This is a genomic window from Microbulbifer sp. SAOS-129_SWC (assembly GCF_039696035.1).
GTDB lineage: Bacteria > Pseudomonadota > Gammaproteobacteria > Pseudomonadales > Cellvibrionaceae > Microbulbifer.
Map to the genome: position 1 here is coordinate 3,048,624 of NZ_CP155567.1, position 16,477 is coordinate 3,065,100.

Annotated in this window: 12 protein-coding genes; 4 read left to right on the top strand and 8 right to left on the bottom strand. The window is 63.0% G+C overall.

All coding sequences use genetic code 11. From position 1 onward, the window contains the following. Positions 1-29 precede the first annotated feature (29 nt). Complete coding sequence (locus ABDK11_RS13240; protein ID WP_346836985.1) at positions 30-653, bottom strand: phosphoribosylanthranilate isomerase; 624 nt, start codon at positions 651-653, stop codon at positions 30-32. Between the two features lie 232 nt (positions 654-885). Here ABDK11_RS13240 and ABDK11_RS13245 point away from each other — a divergent pair, with 232 nt between their 5' ends. From ABDK11_RS13245 to ABDK11_RS13260, 4 genes are read left to right on the top strand one after another with little or no spacing between them, the layout of a single operon-like run. Further along, entirely contained in the window at positions 886-1,290 is a 405-nt protein-coding gene (locus ABDK11_RS13245; protein WP_346836986.1) for a GntR family transcriptional regulator, read from the top strand. Next, a complete protein-coding gene (locus tag ABDK11_RS13250) occupies positions 1,283-2,182 on the top strand; it encodes an ABC transporter ATP-binding protein (RefSeq protein ID WP_346836987.1) in 900 nt (299 codons plus the stop codon). Before ABDK11_RS13245 ends, ABDK11_RS13250 begins: the two co-directional genes overlap by 8 nt. Before the next feature lie 36 nt (positions 2,183-2,218). After that, entirely contained in the window at positions 2,219-4,087 is a 1,869-nt protein-coding gene (locus ABDK11_RS13255) for a hypothetical protein (RefSeq protein ID WP_346836988.1), read from the top strand. Continuing rightward, complete coding sequence (locus tag ABDK11_RS13260) at positions 4,084-6,126, top strand: alpha/beta fold hydrolase (RefSeq protein WP_346836989.1); 2,043 nt, start codon at positions 4,084-4,086, stop codon at positions 6,124-6,126. The genes ABDK11_RS13255 and ABDK11_RS13260 overlap by 4 nt, the downstream gene beginning before the upstream one ends. Before the next feature lie 10 nt (positions 6,127-6,136). On the opposite strand, the gene truA is transcribed toward ABDK11_RS13260, so the two are convergent. From truA to leuC, 7 genes are all read right to left on the bottom strand, one after another. Continuing rightward, complete coding sequence (gene truA / locus ABDK11_RS13265) at positions 6,137-7,015, bottom strand: tRNA pseudouridine(38-40) synthase TruA (RefSeq protein ID WP_346836990.1); 879 nt, start codon at positions 7,013-7,015, stop codon at positions 6,137-6,139. A 121-nt stretch (positions 7,016-7,136) separates the two neighbouring features. Beyond that, positions 7,137-10,139 (bottom strand): FimV/HubP family polar landmark protein, encoded by a 3,003-nt coding sequence (locus ABDK11_RS13270; RefSeq protein ID WP_346836991.1) that lies wholly within the window; start codon positions 10,137-10,139, stop codon positions 7,137-7,139. A 228-nt stretch (positions 10,140-10,367) separates the two neighbouring features. Further along, complete coding sequence (locus ABDK11_RS13275; protein WP_346836992.1) at positions 10,368-11,363, bottom strand: Asd/ArgC dimerization domain-containing protein; 996 nt, start codon at positions 11,361-11,363, stop codon at positions 10,368-10,370. Between the two features lie 156 nt (positions 11,364-11,519). Beyond that, on the bottom strand, positions 11,520-12,635 hold the full coding sequence (gene asd / locus ABDK11_RS13280) for an aspartate-semialdehyde dehydrogenase (RefSeq protein WP_346836993.1): 1,116 nt from the start codon (positions 12,633-12,635) through the stop codon (positions 11,520-11,522). Positions 12,636-12,713: 78 nt separating this feature from the next. Next, entirely contained in the window at positions 12,714-13,787 is a 1,074-nt protein-coding gene (gene leuB, locus ABDK11_RS13285) for a 3-isopropylmalate dehydrogenase (RefSeq protein ID WP_346836994.1), read from the bottom strand. A 410-nt stretch (positions 13,788-14,197) separates the two neighbouring features. Continuing rightward, positions 14,198-14,845: a 3-isopropylmalate dehydratase small subunit gene (leuD, locus tag ABDK11_RS13290; protein WP_346836995.1), complete on the bottom strand. Its 648-nt coding sequence runs from the start codon at positions 14,843-14,845 to the stop codon at positions 14,198-14,200. Further along, positions 14,846-16,285 (bottom strand): 3-isopropylmalate dehydratase large subunit, encoded by a 1,440-nt coding sequence (gene leuC, locus ABDK11_RS13295; RefSeq protein ID WP_346836996.1) that lies wholly within the window; start codon positions 16,283-16,285, stop codon positions 14,846-14,848. Between the last annotated feature and the right edge of the window lie 192 nt (positions 16,286-16,477).

Below are 16,477 nucleotides of genomic sequence, written 5' to 3' on the forward strand. Positions count from 1 at the left end.
GCTCCTTATCCACGCGGACTTCCGTCCAATCAAGCTTCCACAAACGCGCGTTTGGCCGCGCGAATAAACGCCCGGACCTTGTCCGGGTCCTTGCGCCCGGGCGCCGCCTCGACACCACCGCTGACATCCACCGCCTGCGGCTGTGCCGCGGCGATGGCCCGCGCCACATTGTCCGGCTTCAGACCACCGGCCAGCACTATCTGCCGGCCGCTGTCCCGCGGCACGCGCTGCCAGTCAAAAGATTCCCCGGTGCCACCCGGCACACCCGGACGGTAGGCGTCCAGCAGGAAACCCCGTGCGTTCGGGTGCGCGGCCATGGCCGCCGCTACATCGAGATCGGCTTTCATGCGCAGCGCCTTGAGATAGGGGCGCTGGAACTGCTCGCAGTAATCGGCCGACTCACTGCCGTGAAATTGCAGCAGATTGAGCGGCACACGCGCCAGGACGTCGCGCACGGCCACCGCATCGGCATCGACGAACAGGCCCACCAGGGTCGTCAAGGGCGGTACGACACGGGCGATCGCGGCAGCCTGCTGCACTGCCACAAAACGCGGGCTTTTGGCGTAAAACACCAGGCCCAACGCGTCCGCGCCCGCTGCGCTCACCGCGATTGCGTCGTCGATGTCAGTGATGCCACAGATTTTTACTTGCATCGCGCCTTTCCATGACCTCGCGCACTGCGTCACTAGCGCCGTGTCGAACTCTCGATTCGCAGCCGACCGGCCACGCAAAAATGGGGGAGCCCGGGATACTAGCAGATTGGCCGATGACGCGAAATGCGCAGGCGCCACTGCCGCTCCGCTGCCGAAGTACTGCGGAGTTGACAAGCGACAGCGGCCAACCTACTGTACCACCACACACAGTACAGAAGGAACGGAAATCCGTATGATCCAGATCAACACCGGCGACTCCCGCCCCATCTTCAGGCAGATCGTCGACAGTATCCGGCGCCAGATCGCCGCCGGCGAACTGGCGCCGGGCACCAAGCTACCCAGCGTGCGCGGACTGGCGATGCAGCTGACGATCAATACCAATACCGTCGCCAAGGCCTACGGCGAACTGACTGCCCAGGGCTGGGTGGAATCCCGCCCCGGGCTGGGCCTGTTCGTTTCCAAGCCGCGCAAACTGTTCAGTGACCGCGAGCAGGAGCGCCGGCTGAACGAGGCAATCCAGCAGTTCATCAACCAGGTCATCGGCCTCGACTACGACGCCGACGATTTGCTCGCACGCCTGGAGCGCGACCTCAAGGCGCTGGACGCGGGTCCGGCCAGGAGTGCCGGCAATGAATGATCCGGCCATTTCCACCCGCAATCTCACCAAACACTTCGGGGGCAAGTGCGCGCTGGATCAGCTCAGTGTCGATATTCCCCGCGGCGGCATCCACGCCATCGTTGGCAGTAACGGCGCCGGCAAATCCACCCTGTTCCGCCTGTTATTGGGCCTGGCCGAGCCCAGCGGTGGCAGCTCCCGGGTGCTCGGCTGCGACAGCCTGCAACTGACCGCGGACCTGCGCGGCCGTATCGGTTTCGTCAACGAGGAACACACACTGCCCGAGTGGATGACGGTCGGAGCGGTCAAGGCCATGCAGCAACAGCTCTACCCCCAGTGGCAGGAAGCCATTTACCGGGAGGTCCTGGGCAGCTTCGACGTGCAAGCCGCGCAGAAGGTGAGCGAGCTGTCCCGCGGCGAGCGCGCCGGTTTCAACCTGTCGCTGGCACTGGCGCAGAGCCCCGAACTCCTGATCCTCGATGAGCCGACGCTGGGCCTGGATATCGTGGCCAAGCGCGCATTCCTCGAGGCATTGATGTTTGTCGGCGCGGACAACGGCGGCACCATCATTTACTGCTCACACCAGATGGAGGAAATCGAGCGGGTGGCCGACAACCTGCTGATCATGGAGCACGGCGCACTGAGCGCCATGTCACCGCCGGATGAATTCCGCCAGCGGGTGGGCTACTGGATCGTGGACTTTCCCGAGTACCAGCCGACCAACGCCGAAATTCCCGGATTGCTGCAGGCGCGCCGCATCGACGACCAATACCACCTGATGGTCCTCGATGCCGACGAAAAGCTGCAACGCTATCTGCGCGAACGCGGTGCCAGCGTATACAGCCAACAGCCGGTCAGCCTCGACCAGGCGATCAACGGGTATCTGGCCAAAAACCATCGCGTGGCCCAGTAGGAAGAAAACAACAGGGAAAAAACAAAGGGATATAAAATGTGGAATCTCATTCGATGCGAATGCCTACGCTTTCGCAAATGGGCCCTGGGCCTCGCCGCATTGCACCTGCTACTGCTCGGTTACCTGTATATCAACGGTGCGCTGCAACCTTCCGACTCCGACATCGCCAACAGCGCAGCCATCCTCTATGCGTTGCTGGGCCTCGGCTTCGGCCTGGTGCAGATCGGCGGTTACCGCCGCCCCAGCCAGTGGGTATTTCTGATGCACCGGCCGCTGGCGCCAGCGCGCATCTGGCTCGCGCTCGTGGCCGGTGCGCTGACGCTGCTCTCCGTCGCCATCATCGCGCCGCTGTATCTGACTCTGCTGGGCGCCGATCTGAGCGGCGCGCAGGACCTCGACCTGCGCGTTTATCTGCTGCCGCTGTTCTTGTTTGGGCTGGCATTCTGCGGCTATCTGTGCGGTACCTTTATCCTGCTGAGCAGTAGCCGTGTTGCTCTCGTGGTGCTCGCGCTGCCGACACTGTTCATGACCCGGGAAGCCGGGCTGTGGATCTTCATTCCACAACTAGCGGTAACCGGCCTGCTGTTGTGGCTGAATCGCTGTGCCTTCAAGCCGGACCGGCAGGCCCGCCTGAAATCCCCCACGGCGCTGGTACCTACCGCGCTGGCCATTCAGTGGGGACTCTATTGCGCGCTGTATATTGCCACGTCACTCGGCTACCAGTTTGGCCTGATGGCGATCAGGCAACACCCCAATTACAACCCGGCCCCGGATACCACCCGGGCCATTACGGCCATGGCGGATTCGGCAGCGATGCAATATGCATTCGGCAACCAGGCACCGCCGATGCTGGAACAGGAGCTGGCAATTGCCGCAGTGCACCGCGCTGCACCGCAATGGAATCACTTCCCGTTTCACCAGCAACTACCATTCGCTGACACCGATCACTTCCTGTTCGATAAGGCGCGCAACATCCGCTGGCACTTCAGCCACGACCGCATGCTATTCAAAGGCATCAATGTTCGCAGTGGTGCCGACGCCGGCTGGATGGGCCGCCGCGGCGCCGTCTACCCGTTTTCACAGAATCTGGCCAGCGGAGAGTATTTCCGCGGGATTCCACAGATCCTCGACAGCACCACCCTGGTCATGCCGCGGGCGATTTACCGGGTTGATTTCGACAACAGGCGCCTGGAAATGCGCTATTCACTCGAACCGCAGGAGCATTTTCGCAGCGGCATACAGGTAGAGGGGAAAATGGCTATCGCCTTCAGCGATCGCAAGCTGTATTTCTTCGATGCGTTTGACGTACAAAACGGACACGGCCCGCTGCAGGCCGACGCTGTAGTGCCGTTGCCGCAAACACGGGTGAATCTGCGCTGGGTGTACGCCGCGGAGCTGGCCGACGGTTTTGCGCTGACCTTCGTTTGCGGCAATTACGGCCGCGAGGGCTGGGATCCGGCTAGCCCCGCCTACCTGATCAGCGGACTGCTGCCGCTGGGCGGGGAGTTTGCCGTTACCCGCACTCGAACGCTGCAACCCATATACCCGCTGTGGTTCCGCTATAAGGAATACCTGATCTCGCCGCTGTTTGCCTACCTGAATAGGGCGACCCGCTCGGCGATTGAACCGCAGAGTGAAAACTCGGTTGCGCTGCAGGAATTAATCGCGCGCCCGCTGCCGCAAAAAATCTCAACGGCAATGCTGGTCATGGCCCTGTTTTGCGCATTGATCACCGCCCTGCTGGCCCGGCGCACCCGGCTGTCACTCCCGGGTCGCGCAGCCTGGATACTGTGCAACGCCTTAACCGGCCTGCCCGGACTGCTCAGCTTCCTGTTCCTGACCGACAGGCACAGCGCAACGGTACAAAAGCCCGCGCAGGGAATCCGCGAGGTGCAGCCGGCATGACAAAAAAACCAGCGGCACTCTTTCTCGCCGGAGCCATGCTGCTCCCGCCACTGCCAGCCAGCGCGGAACTGCCGCCGCCGCTGGCCGCAGCGGTCGCCAGCAGCGAATCCAGCGCGCCGGCGGAGCTGTTACCGCGGCAATATTTTCTCGACAGCCCCAAGCTCGCCCTGGCCCGCCTGTCCCCGGACGAACGCCGGGTGGCATTCGTGACCCGCAGTGGACGGGAGCTGGCCCTGCACCAGCTAGAGCTGGCGAGCGGCGAGCAGGTCGAGCGCTTGCGCAGCCGCGATCTGCAGTCACTGGACTGGTCCAGCGATAGCCACACGCTCTTCCTGCAGACCAGCTACGGTCTCGCGGCACTGGAAACCGCCGGGGGGCGGGCGCATCTGCTGGTAAAACTCGAGGCGGATAAGCAGCAGTTTTCTCTCGGCACAGACCCGGCTGTCCCGGCCGCCGCACTGGTGTCACTGCCCGACACGGGCGGCGGCCACAACCTTTACCGTATCGGCACGAGCGGCGAGCGCACTGCGCTGCTGCACACAGAAACACCCGTACGCGACCTGCTGACCGATGCCGGCGGCGTACGCTACATGCGCCTGGCGCGCGGCGATCACCAGGAAATCCTGCAGATTCAACAGGGCGGAGAAAAACGGAAAGTATTGCAGTGCGATCTTCTCGACGCCTGTGCACTGCTGGGATTCCACAATAACAAACTGGTGCTGCGCAGCGATGGCGGCGGACAGTATCGCCGCCTGTTGCAACTGGATACCGCAAGCGGCCAGTTGACGGAACTGCACCGGGACCCGCTCGGCATCGCCAGCCTGGATTCAGTGAGCATGGCGCGAAACGGGATAGCCCCGCTGATCGCCAGCTACCGCAGCGAACTGAGACACAATTACGGATTGGGTGCGGCGGCCGACCGCGTACGTTCGCTGCAGGCCCGGTTGCACGGCCTCGACCTGGACATCGACGCCCACAGTGCCAACGGCAACTGGCTGGTCCGCGCGACGCGCTCGGACTATCACCGCCCGCGCTATTTCCTGCTACCTGCCGGGAGCGACAATCCGCGGCCGTTACTGGAAGAATTTTCCGCGGATGATCCGGCGCGGGAGTCCCAGCTGAGCGAGAAAATCCCCTTCACCTTCAACGCGTCAGACGGCCTGTCGATTCCCGCCTATGTAACCCTGCCGCGCGGTCGCAACCTGCACCACGCCCCGATTATCGCCCTGCCCCACGGCGGCCCCTGGAACCGTGTGGATTCAACCCCGAACCGCTTTACCCAGTTTCTCGCCAATCGCGGCTATATCGTTTTTGAACCCAATTTCCGCGCCTCCACCGGTTACAGTCGCGACTTCGCACTGGCAGGCAAAGGCGAATTCGGCCGCGGGCGGGTGCAACAGGATATTCTCGACGGGCTGGATTACCTGCTCGCAAACGGTATCGGTGATGCGCACAAGCAGGCTATCGTCGGCCACTCTTTCGGCGGCTTCGCGGCACTCACAGGGCTGGCATTCACCCCAGACCGCTTCGTCGCCGGCGTGGCCTCATCACCGCCGGTGGACCTGATCAGCAGCTTCCGCGACTACAGTGAACATTTCGAGCTGCGTAACAACGGTCTGCGCTGGACCGACTCGCTCGACCAACTGGCGGGCGATCTGGACGATCCGCAGGTCGTGAAGACAATGCGCGATCGTATGCCCGCTACGCATGTCGACGCCATCAAAAAACCCCTGCTGGTGATCGCCGGCGGTGTAGATCCACGGGTGGACCAACGGCGTGTGAAGGGATTTGTCACGCAACTGCAGGCTAATGACAATGCCGTCGCGTTGCTGCTGGATCCGCACGAAGGCCACAACTTTCGCGCGCCGCTGGCTCGTGAAGCCTACTACTACCTGGTCGAGACATTCCTGTCGCGGTATCTCGGCGGGCGGCGGCAGGATGATAATCCGCAAACGTTGCAGCGTTATCTGAAGCGCAACCTGCTGCTCGATAGTGACGGCCTGACGCCGGCTGCACCACCGCCGGCAACGGCCCTGTAGCGGCCCGCAATCAAGCCGGCAGGCCACCGAGCGGTAGCGGCACCAGCAGCGGGCCCGGTTCGCTGGTCGGCAGGTCGAACTCCTGCGGATACTGCACGTCGACCAGGTAGAGACCGAACGGTGGCGCGGTGACGCCGGCGGCGCTGCGGTCGCGGGCTTCCAGGACCTCCCTGACCCACTGCGGACTGCGCTCGCCGCGGCCGACCGCCATCAACACGCCGGTAATATTGCGCACCATATGGTGCAGGAAGGCATTGGCGCTGATCTCGAGCACGATCAGCTGCCCCACCCGGGCAATATCCAGCCGCGTAATCTCGCGCACCGGGCTTTTCGCCTGGCACTGGCTGGCGCGGTAACTGGTGAAATCGTGCTCGCCCAACAGGTGTTGCGCGCCGGCACGCATGGCGTCGAGACCCAGGCCGTGCTGGGTCCAGGTCACTTCGCTGGCCGCCTGGGCGGAGCGGGTCGGCGCGCTGTGGATCAGGTAACGGTAACTGCGCGCGCGTGCGGAAAAGCGGGCGTGGAACTGCGCCGGCACCTCTTTTGCCCAGTGCACCCGCACGGCATCCGGCAGTTTGGTGTTGACGCCCTGCACCCAGGCGCGCGCCGGGCGCTGCGCCGTGGTATCGAAGTGGATGACCTGACCGGTGGCGTGCACACCCGCGTCGGTACGGCCGGCGCAGACCAGGGTGATTTCCTCCGCGGCAATACTCGACAGCGCTTTTTCCAGGTGCGCCTGCACAGTCGCAGCGGCGGATTTCTGTTTCTGGAAACCGTGCAACTTCGCACCACAGTATTCGACACCGACGGCGATGCGGCGCAGGCCGGCGGGCAGCTGCTCGCCGGGGGGGACTTCGCCATTGGGCTTGTAGTGGTATTCGCGTTGCATAGCCTGCATATCCGGGCGCGTCGGCGCACAATCGCGCCGCAATATTAATCCGATTGATTGTGGACCATAAAAAAACCCCGCAGCCAGTGCGAGGTTTTTCGGAACGGCCGGGGCGCAGGGGTTAAACCATACGCTCCAGCATTTCCTTGGCGCGGCCCTGGTGTTCGCCGCTGCTCTCGTCCACGACTTCCTTGAGGATATCTTTGGCGCCGTCTTTGTCACCCATATCCAGATAAGCCTGAGCCAGTTCCAGCTTGGTGCTGACTTCGTCGCTGCCCTCGAGCAGGTTCAGCTCCGAATCCAGGTCACTCTCCAGATTGAAGTTCAGGTCGCCGAAGTCGGAATCCGCACTGCTGGCGGCCGCCGGCTGGGCCGCGGTGCCCGTGCTGGCTTTCTCAGCCGGCGCGGTGACGGCCATATCGCTGTCGGCGGCGAGCTCATCGGCAGCGCCCAGGTCGCCGGCAATCTCGTCCAGGTCGATGGAGTCCAGATCCAGCTCACCCAGATCGTCGCCGAAGCTCTCGAAGTCGTCGCTGTCGGCATCATCCGCCGGCGCGGCGTCAAATGTAGCATTGTCTGCCACCGCCGGGGTGGGCTCCGCCACTTGCGGCGACGGCGCCTCGGTTGCGGCGCCCTGCGCGTCGTCCTCGTCCATCGGCGACAGGTCCAGGTCGAATTCGAGACCAGTGTCGTCGCTATCCAGCTGCAGGTCACCGCCGTCGAGCTCGAACTCCCCGAGGTCGCTGCTATCGGCGGCGCTGGCCGTGTCGGCTGCTCCGGAGCCGGTATCGCCGGTATCGAGATCCAGTTCGCCCAGATCCAGATCGGCGGACATCAGCTCGTCAAAATTGAATTCGTCGCCCGCCGTGTCAGCGGCGTCTTCGCTGGTGTCAGCCTCGCTGCTGCCGAGGGTATCGCCGCCGAAGTCGGACGCCCCGGAGTCGAAATCAACCTCCAGGTCCAGCGAGAATTCGTCGTCGTCCGCGCTCGGCACAGCGGCGTCTTCCACGTTCGGCACAGCGCTGTCGCCGTCCAGATCCATGGTCAGGTCGTCGAGCAGCGAAGAATCCTGCGCGTGCGTGCTGTCGGCGCTGCTGTCGAAACTGGAGAAATCGTCTTCAAAGGACGCACTGATATCATCCAGCTGCGCCGCTTCCAGCGACTCACTGGTGAAATCCATCTCCGGCGCCTCGAAGGCCCGCGCGCCGGCGATGCTCTCGCGCAGACGCGCGGCGCGATCGGCGGCGGGGCCGTCACTGATAGTGAGCAGCTGGCGGTAGTGATCGTCGAACTTGTCGGCGTCCTGCTGGTGGGCGTAAACCTCCAGCAGCATCAGGCGCGCGTCCACGTTCTGGCCATCCTGCTGCAGGCCGGTCAGCAGTTTGCCTTCGGCCTCGGAGTACTGGCCGAGGGACAGGTGAATTTCCGCTTCGGAAACCGGATCATCAGTGCCCACACCATCCAGTTCGCCCAGATCGAACTCGTCGCTGGCTTCCATGGATTCAACCGCGGCCAGGGCCTCATCCTCTTCGGATTCGGCCGGCGCTTCGGCCAGTGCGCGCTCGGCGGCCATTTCGGCCTCGACGATGCGCATGGCTTCCTCTTCTTCCTTGCGACGGCGCCAGGCGAACAGCCCGAACAGGCCCGCCAGCAGTGCCGCAGCACCAATACCGATGAACATGATATTGTCCATCACCCGCTCCAGCAGCGTGGGTTCGGGCTTGGTCTGCACGGTGACGACGCGATTGTGCTGCTCTTGCGCGGCCGGTTTCTTCACCGTTTCGGCGGCCGCTGCAGTGTCCTTGTCGCCCTGCTCTGCGCTGTCGTCTTGCGCGGCGGTGTCCGCCTGCTCGGTGTCGGCTGCGGCAAGCGAAGAGTCGGCGGACGGTTCGGCGTCGGCCGCATCATTAGACTGCTTGGCGGCATCCTGCACCGCCTTCAGCTCGTCGCTGGACACATCCACCATTTTTTCCATGGTGTCGATCTGATCGTCCAGCTCGGAGATGCGGTCTTTGAGTTCGGAATTTTCCAGCTTGGACTTGTCCAGCTCTTCCTCGGTGGCGGCCAGCTCGCCGGAGTGCGCCTCGCTGTCTGCGGCGCCGCTGCCGGAACCCGAAGTCACCGTGTCATTGTCACCGGGTGCGGCGAGGCTGACGCGGCCTTCAACGGTGTCGCTCTCGGTGCTGTCGGCGGTCGCGGTGCGGGCGTCGAGCGGCGCGCCGGTGGTGGTATCCTGCCCGGCGCGCTGGCGCCAGGAATCATTCTGTACCGCCACTTCGGAGATGGCGTCACGCACCGACAGCGCGCGCACATCGTCGGTATTGGGCAGGCGCAGCACCGCGCCTTTCTTGAGCAGGTTGATATTGTTGTTGATGAACGCCTCGGGGTTGAGGCGCTGGATCGCCAGCATGGTTTGCTGGACGGAGAATTCGTGGCCGACACGGCTCTGCTGGGCAATTTCCCACAGGGTATCGTTGGAGGAAACCGGGCCGTATACCTGGCTGCCGCTGTCGGCAGTGTCCTGCGCGGCGCGCTGCTGCACCGCGGGCTCTTCCGCCACCGCCTGCGCGGCGGGCTTCGCTGCGGCCTGCTGGGCAGGCTTCGCTGCGGGCGTGGTGGTCGGCTGCAACGGGCGCTGCTGCGGTTGCCGCTGGGGCTGCGGCTGGCGCTGTACCTGCTGGCGCTCACGCTCGGCGGCGCGCACCGGCTGGCGGGCGGTCTCGCCGGAGAAGGCCGGCAGGTCCATCAACAGGGTGTATTCCCGCAACAGGCGGCCGCTGGGCCAGCGGGTCTCGACCAGGAAGTCCAGATAGGGTTCGCGAATCGGTTCACGGCTGGTGATGCGCACCACCGGCTGGTTACCGGAGAAATCCACCTCGAACTTCAGTTCGGAAAGCAGATAGGACCGGTCGACACCGGCCCGGTCGAAGTCGTCAGGCGTGGCAAGCCGCACCTTGATTTCGCCCTCGCTGAGACCACGGGTCTGCAGCAAGCCAATTTCCGCGTCGAGAGGCTGATTGAGGGTGGAGTTCAGCTTGATCTCACCCAGACCGAGCGCCAGAGCGCCGTTGCCCCCCAGTGCGCTGACCAGACCAACAGCTAGTGCCAGCTTTCGCACACGCATATCCGATTCCCTTTATTGTTAGAATCACCAGGTTGTATCGCAATTCGCGCCTGCGACCAACGCCATCACTGTACAGTAAACGTTCAACACCGCGACTGTCGCAATAACAGTCAGCATTCCCGACGAAACTTTCACCGATGCACCGATAAAAGCGCCGCCCTCTCTTGCAACCAGGTGTTGAGCCGAAGTTAAGAATAAACCTTCACTATGTCGGCTAAGTATTAATTATCAATGGTTTTTTAGCAACAAGTGAACAATCTGCGCACAGTTGATTGCCAGGTCTTTGCGCAAATTGTCCGACGCTGCACAAAAATTAACCTGCCTTTTATTCAACAGGCTCTGTCGCACGCGGCCAACCAGTGTTTCCTCACCGCCGACGGCCTCCTGGGCCGAGGGCCGCTCGGACATTTTCAGGCGTGCGCCATTGCGCAGCAGCGCCTCCACCTGATCGAGCGCCACGTCTTCCGCCATCAGCGCACGCACATTGGCCAGCTGGCCGTGGAAAACCGATGCGGTATTGATGGTTGCGTCCACCGCAACCTTGTCGCCGAGCAGGCGCCGCAGGTCGTGCACCAGCGCCAGCTCGGACAGATTGTGCCCACTGGCCAGCAGCGCTTCGCTGGAGCTCAATTGATTGAACGCCAGGCGATGGCCGATAGCCGGATCGATTTCCGCCTCCTGGCCGTTGAACATGCGCGCGGTCTGTGCCGCCATCGCATCCACCGCAGCCTTGCCAAGCGCCGATACCGGCTGCTCCAACAGGACTTCCACGCCCTGCAGCTGGTCGGCCAGCGGCGCCAGCGCCTCGGCCACCATGGCCGCACCGGCCGCCGGCAGCGCCAGTACGCGGCGCTCCGCGCCGGCGATATCGGCGCTATTCAGCAGCGGGTGAATCACCGCCACCGTGTCGTCGCCACGGGTATTATCGGCGCCATCCAGCACCCAGGCCCCGGCGCTCTCCGCCGCCGCCAGTGCCGCGCGCCCCGCTTCCCCGCCCTTCAGCAGTACCACCACCTGCTCGGGTGCAAACTGGAACTGCTCCAGCACATCCACCGATATCGAGCGGTTGGCAAATACCTGCGGATCCGCTCCGCTGTCCTCGGTATCGAGCAGGCGCAGCTGCGCCGGGGTGACCACCTTGCGCGCTTCCAGTACCTCGAGCAGAGGATCGAAGGCGGCGCTGTCGACACCGACAATAACCAGTTCGCGATCGGATTCCGACATGACAACTCACTTCAGCAATTGGAGGGGAAAAAAGCGGGGGCGATTATACCCGCGGAAGGGATAGGAAAAAGCCGCCCCGGGACTCCGGGACGGCTTTTTATGCCAAGGACATCACAACTTGGCGGGCAACTGCCTCACAAGCGCGAAGTAGCCCGGTTACAGCTTGCCCAGCAGGATGAGCAAGACACGGCGCAGCGGCTCGGCCGCGCCCCACAGCAGCTGGTCGCCGACCGTAAAGGCGGACAGGTACTCGGGGCCCATGTTCAGCTTGCGCAGGCGCCCCACCGGGATATCCAGCTTGCCGGTCACCGCAGTCGGGGTCAGCTGCTCGAGCGTGGCTTCGCGCTCGTTGGGCACGACCTTGGCCCAGTCGTTGGCGGAACCGATCAGCTGCTCGATCTCGGCGATGGAGACATCTTTCTTCAGCTTCACGGTAAACGCCTGGCTGTGGCAGCGCATGGCGCCGATACGCACGCAGGTGCCGTCCACCGGCACCGTGGTTTCGGTGCGCAGGATCTTGTTGGCTTCAGCCTGGGCTTTCCACTCTTCGCGGCTCTGGCCGTTGTCCAGCTGGGTATCGATCCACGGCAGCAGGCTGCCGGCGAGCGGCGCGCCGAATTCGGCGGTGGGGAAATCCGCCGAGCGCATGTTCTCCGCCACCTTGCGGTCGATCTCGAGGATGGCGCTGGCGGGGTCGGCCAGCTCAGTGGCAACGCCGTCGCGGATAGCGCCCATCTGCGAGATCAGCTCACGCATATGACGGGCGCCGGAGCCACTGGCCGCCTGGTAGGTCATGGCGGACACCCAGTCGACCAGGCCTTCGCGGAACAGGCCGCCGAGGCCCATCAGCATCAGGCTGACGGTGCAGTTACCGCCGATAAAGTCTTTGACGCCGGCGTCGATACCGCGGTCGATGACGTCGCGGTTGACCGGGTCGAGCACGATGATGGAATCCTCTTCCATGCGCAGGCTGGAGGCGGCGTCGATCCAGTAGCCCTTCCAACCCTTGTCGCGCAGCTGCGGATAGACCTTCTTGGTGTAGTCGCCACCCTGGCAGCTGACGATCGCATCCAGCTCGGCCAGCGCATCGATATCGAAGGCATCGCCCAGCGGCGCCACGTCACGACCGACATCCGGCGCTTTGCCGCCGGCGTTGGAGGTGGAGAAAAAGACCGGTTGCGGAATATGGGCGAAGTCGTTCTCTTCGCGCATACGCCCCATCAGTACCGAGCCAACCATGCCGCGCCAGCCGATAAAACCTACTTTGTTCATTGCAGTGTCCTGTTAATCCTGTTGGTTCCTGGACTCCGGCTTGCGCCGGAATGTCGAATTAGGGAGCGGGTTCAGGAATCAGAAAGCGGCCACCACTGCTGCGCCCATTTCCGCGGTGGATACCTTGGTACTGCCTTCAGTGTAGATATCCGCGGTGCGCAGTCCTTCGTCGAGTACTTTGCTGACGGCTTTTTCGATTGCGTCAGCCGCCTCGCCCATATCGAGCGAGTAACGCAGCATCATCGCCGCCGACAGAATCGTCGCCAGCGGATTGGCCAGGCCCTGGCCGGCGATATCCGGCGCCGAGCCATGGCACGGCTCGTAGAGGCCGAAGCCGCTTTCGTTCAGGGACGCCGACGGCAGCATGCCGATGGAGCCGGTCAGCATTGCTGCGGCGTCGGAGAGGATGTCGCCGAACATATTGCCGGTGACCATCACGTCAAACTGCTTGGGTGCACGCACCAGCTGCATCGCCGCGTTGTCCACGTACATATGCGACAGCTCCACATCCGGATACTCCGGCGCCAGGCGGTCCAGCACTTCGCGCCACAGTACGGTGACTTCGAGTACGTTGGCCTTGTCTACGGAGCAGAGTTTGCCACCGCGCTTCTGCGCGGCTTCAAACGCGGTGCGCGCAATGCGCTCGATTTCGGACTCGGTGTAAACGTAGGTGTTGAAGCCCTGCTTCTCACCGTTTTCCAACGTGCGGATGCCGCGCGGCTCGCCAAAGTAAATGCCGCCAGTCAGCTCACGCACGATCAGGATATCCAGACCGGAAACCACTTCGGGCTTGAGCGAGGACGCCTCGGCCAGCTGAGGGTACAGAATCGCCGGACGCAGGTTGGCGTACAGGCCCAGTTTGCTGCGAATTTTCAGCAGGCCTCGCTCCGGACGGATAGCGCGATCCAGCTGATCCCACTTGGGACCGCCCACGGCGCCCAGCAATACGGCATCGCACTCGCCGGCCTTTTCCAGCTCGGCATCGGTCAGCGGCTCACCGTGCGCGTCGATGGAGGCACCACCGATCAGGCCCTGCTCGAAGCTGAGGCCCAGATTGAATTTCTTGTCCGCGGCTTCCAGTACGGCCACCGCCTGCTCAACGATTTCCGGGCCAATACCGTCGCCCGGGAGGATCATGATTTTTTTGCTCACAGTTCTTTCCTATTCCCAGCCAGTGTTTAGAAACCGAAAGTCTGAGGTCCCCACTAGCAAAAATTGTGGCGGCACTGCTGCCGATAGTTGTTTGCGAGACACGCCGTAAACCCATCCATGGGGGCTCGGCAGCGGCCGTCCGGGCCGCTGACGGTCCCGCAATCAACTATCGGCATCAGCGCCTTCGCATTCCAGTTCAGCGCTCTACCAAAGCTGCGCAGACCGAAGTCCAGTACATGACGCGCAGGCTTCGATGGGGAGGGGACTTCGCCAGACCTTCACCGCCATGGATGGCGGTGCAGAGCCCCCAAGGATGGGTTGAGGGGGGCGCCTAGCTCGTGTCTGGCAAAGGCCCATCGCCGGCGGAGCCGCCACTAACATCGCTAGCGGAACCACCGACTCCAATAAAACTACTTCACCGCATCAAACAACCAGGGCGCCTGCTCGCGACGCTTGCCTTCATAGGCACGAATATCGTCCGCATCTTCCAGAGTCAGACCGATATCGTCGAGGCCGTTCAGCAGGCAGTGCTTGCGGAAGGCGTCCACATCGAAATCGATGGTGTCGCCGTTCGGCTTGATTACCTGCTGTTTTTCCAGGTCGATGGTCAGCGCGTAGCCTTCCTGCGCATACATTTCCTCGAACAGCTGATCGACTACCTGCTCGTCGAGTACGATCGGCAGCAGGCCGTTCTTGAAACAGTTGTTGAAGAAGATATCGGCAAAACTCGGCGCAATTACCGCGCGGAAGCCGTAATCATCCAATGCCCAGGGCGCGTGTTCGCGACTGGAACCACAGCCGAAATTCTTGCGCGCCAGCAGTACTGAGGCACCCTTGTAGCGCGGGAAGTTCAGCGGGAACTCGGCGTTCAGCGGGCGGTTGCTGCAATCCTGGCCCGGCTGGCCTTCATCCAGGTAACGCAGCTCGTCGAACAGGTTGGGACCGAAACCGGTGCGCTTGATCGACTTCAGAAACTGCTTGGGGATAATCAGGTCGGTATCCACATTGGCGCGGTCCATCGGTGCAACAACGCCCTGGTGCTGGGTAAAAGCCTTCATTTACGCAGTCTCCGCTTGAGTTTCGAATTCACGCACATCGACAAAGGTACCGGCGATCGCCGCAGCTGCCGCCATGCCCGGGCTGACCAGATGGGTACGGCCACCGTAACCCTGGCGCCCCTCGAAGTTGCGGTTGGAGGTGGAAGCACAGTGCTCGCCCGCACCCAGCTTGTCCGCATTCATCGCCAGGCACATGGAGCAGGACGGCTCGCGCCACTCGAAACCGGCCTCGACAAAGATCTCGTGCAGGCCTTCCTTTTCCGCCTGCGCCTTCACCGACTGGGAACCGGGCACGATCAGCACCTGCTTCACGCTGTCGGCTTTCTTGCGGCCCTTGGCCACAGCGGCCGCCGCGCGCAGATCCTCGATGCGGGAGTTGGTGCAGGAACCGATAAACACGCGGTCGAGCTTGATGTCGGTAATCTTCTGGCCGGCACTCAGGCCCATATATTCCAGCGCGCGCTCGATACCGGCACGCTTGGTTGCATCCGCCTCGTCGGCCGGATTCGGCACCAGCGCACTGACCGGCGCCACCATCTCCGGCGACGTGCCCCAGCTCACCTGCGGCTGAATTTCCTCACCGCGCAGCTCGATCACCGCATCGAAGACGGCGTCGTCGTCGGAGTGCAGGCGGGTCCAGTTTTCCACCGCCGCCTCCCACTGGGCACCTTTGGGCGCGTAGGGCTTGTCTTTGACATAGTCGAGCGTGATCTGGTCCACCGCCACCATACCGGCGCGGGCGCCGGCCTCGATGGCCATGTTACAGACGGTCATGCGACCTTCCATCGACAGTTTGCGCATCACCTCGCCGCCGAACTCGATCGCGTAACCGGTACCGCCAGCGGTGCCGATCTTGCCGATGATCGCCAGCACCACGTCTTTCGCCGTCACGCCCGCGCCGAGTTCGCCGTCTACGCGCACCAGCATGTTCTTCATCTTCTTCTGGATCAGGCACTGGGTGGCCATCACATGCTCCACCTCGGAGGTGCCGATACCGTGCGCCAGCGCGCCGAGGGCACCGTGGGTAGAGGTGTGTGAGTCACCACAAACCACGGTCATACCCGGCAGGGTCGCGCCGGTTTCCGGACCGATCACATGCACGATGCCCTGCCCCGGCTCGTTGATGCCGAACTGCACGACGTTAAAGTCCTTGCAGTTTTCATCCAGAGTCTGCACCTGGATACGCGCAACCTCGTCGCGGATACCCGCCACACCGCCGGCGCGCTCGGCCGCTTCGGAGGGCACATTGTGGTCCGGCGTGGCCACCAGCGAGTCTTTGCGCCAGGGCTTGCGACCGGCCAGTCGCAGCCCTTCGAAGGCCTGCGGTGAGGTCACCTCGTGGATCAGGTGGCGGTCGATATAGATCAGTGCAGTGCCGTCTTCGCGGCTCTTGACCAGATGGTCCTGCCAGAGTTTGTCGTAGAGCGTCTGTCCGGCCATCGCCGAGTCCTCTAGTTGTCTGCGGATTTGGGATTCGGGCAAGTCTATCGCCCGACGTTGAATAACATCAATTTATATTTATTATATGAATCAGTCCAAACTGGAATGTGAGAGCCAGGTGCCCGCTGCCCGGCTCCACAGACCTATCGAAGCTCAGCGCACAGGCGCCGGGGCAACATCAACCACAGGAGG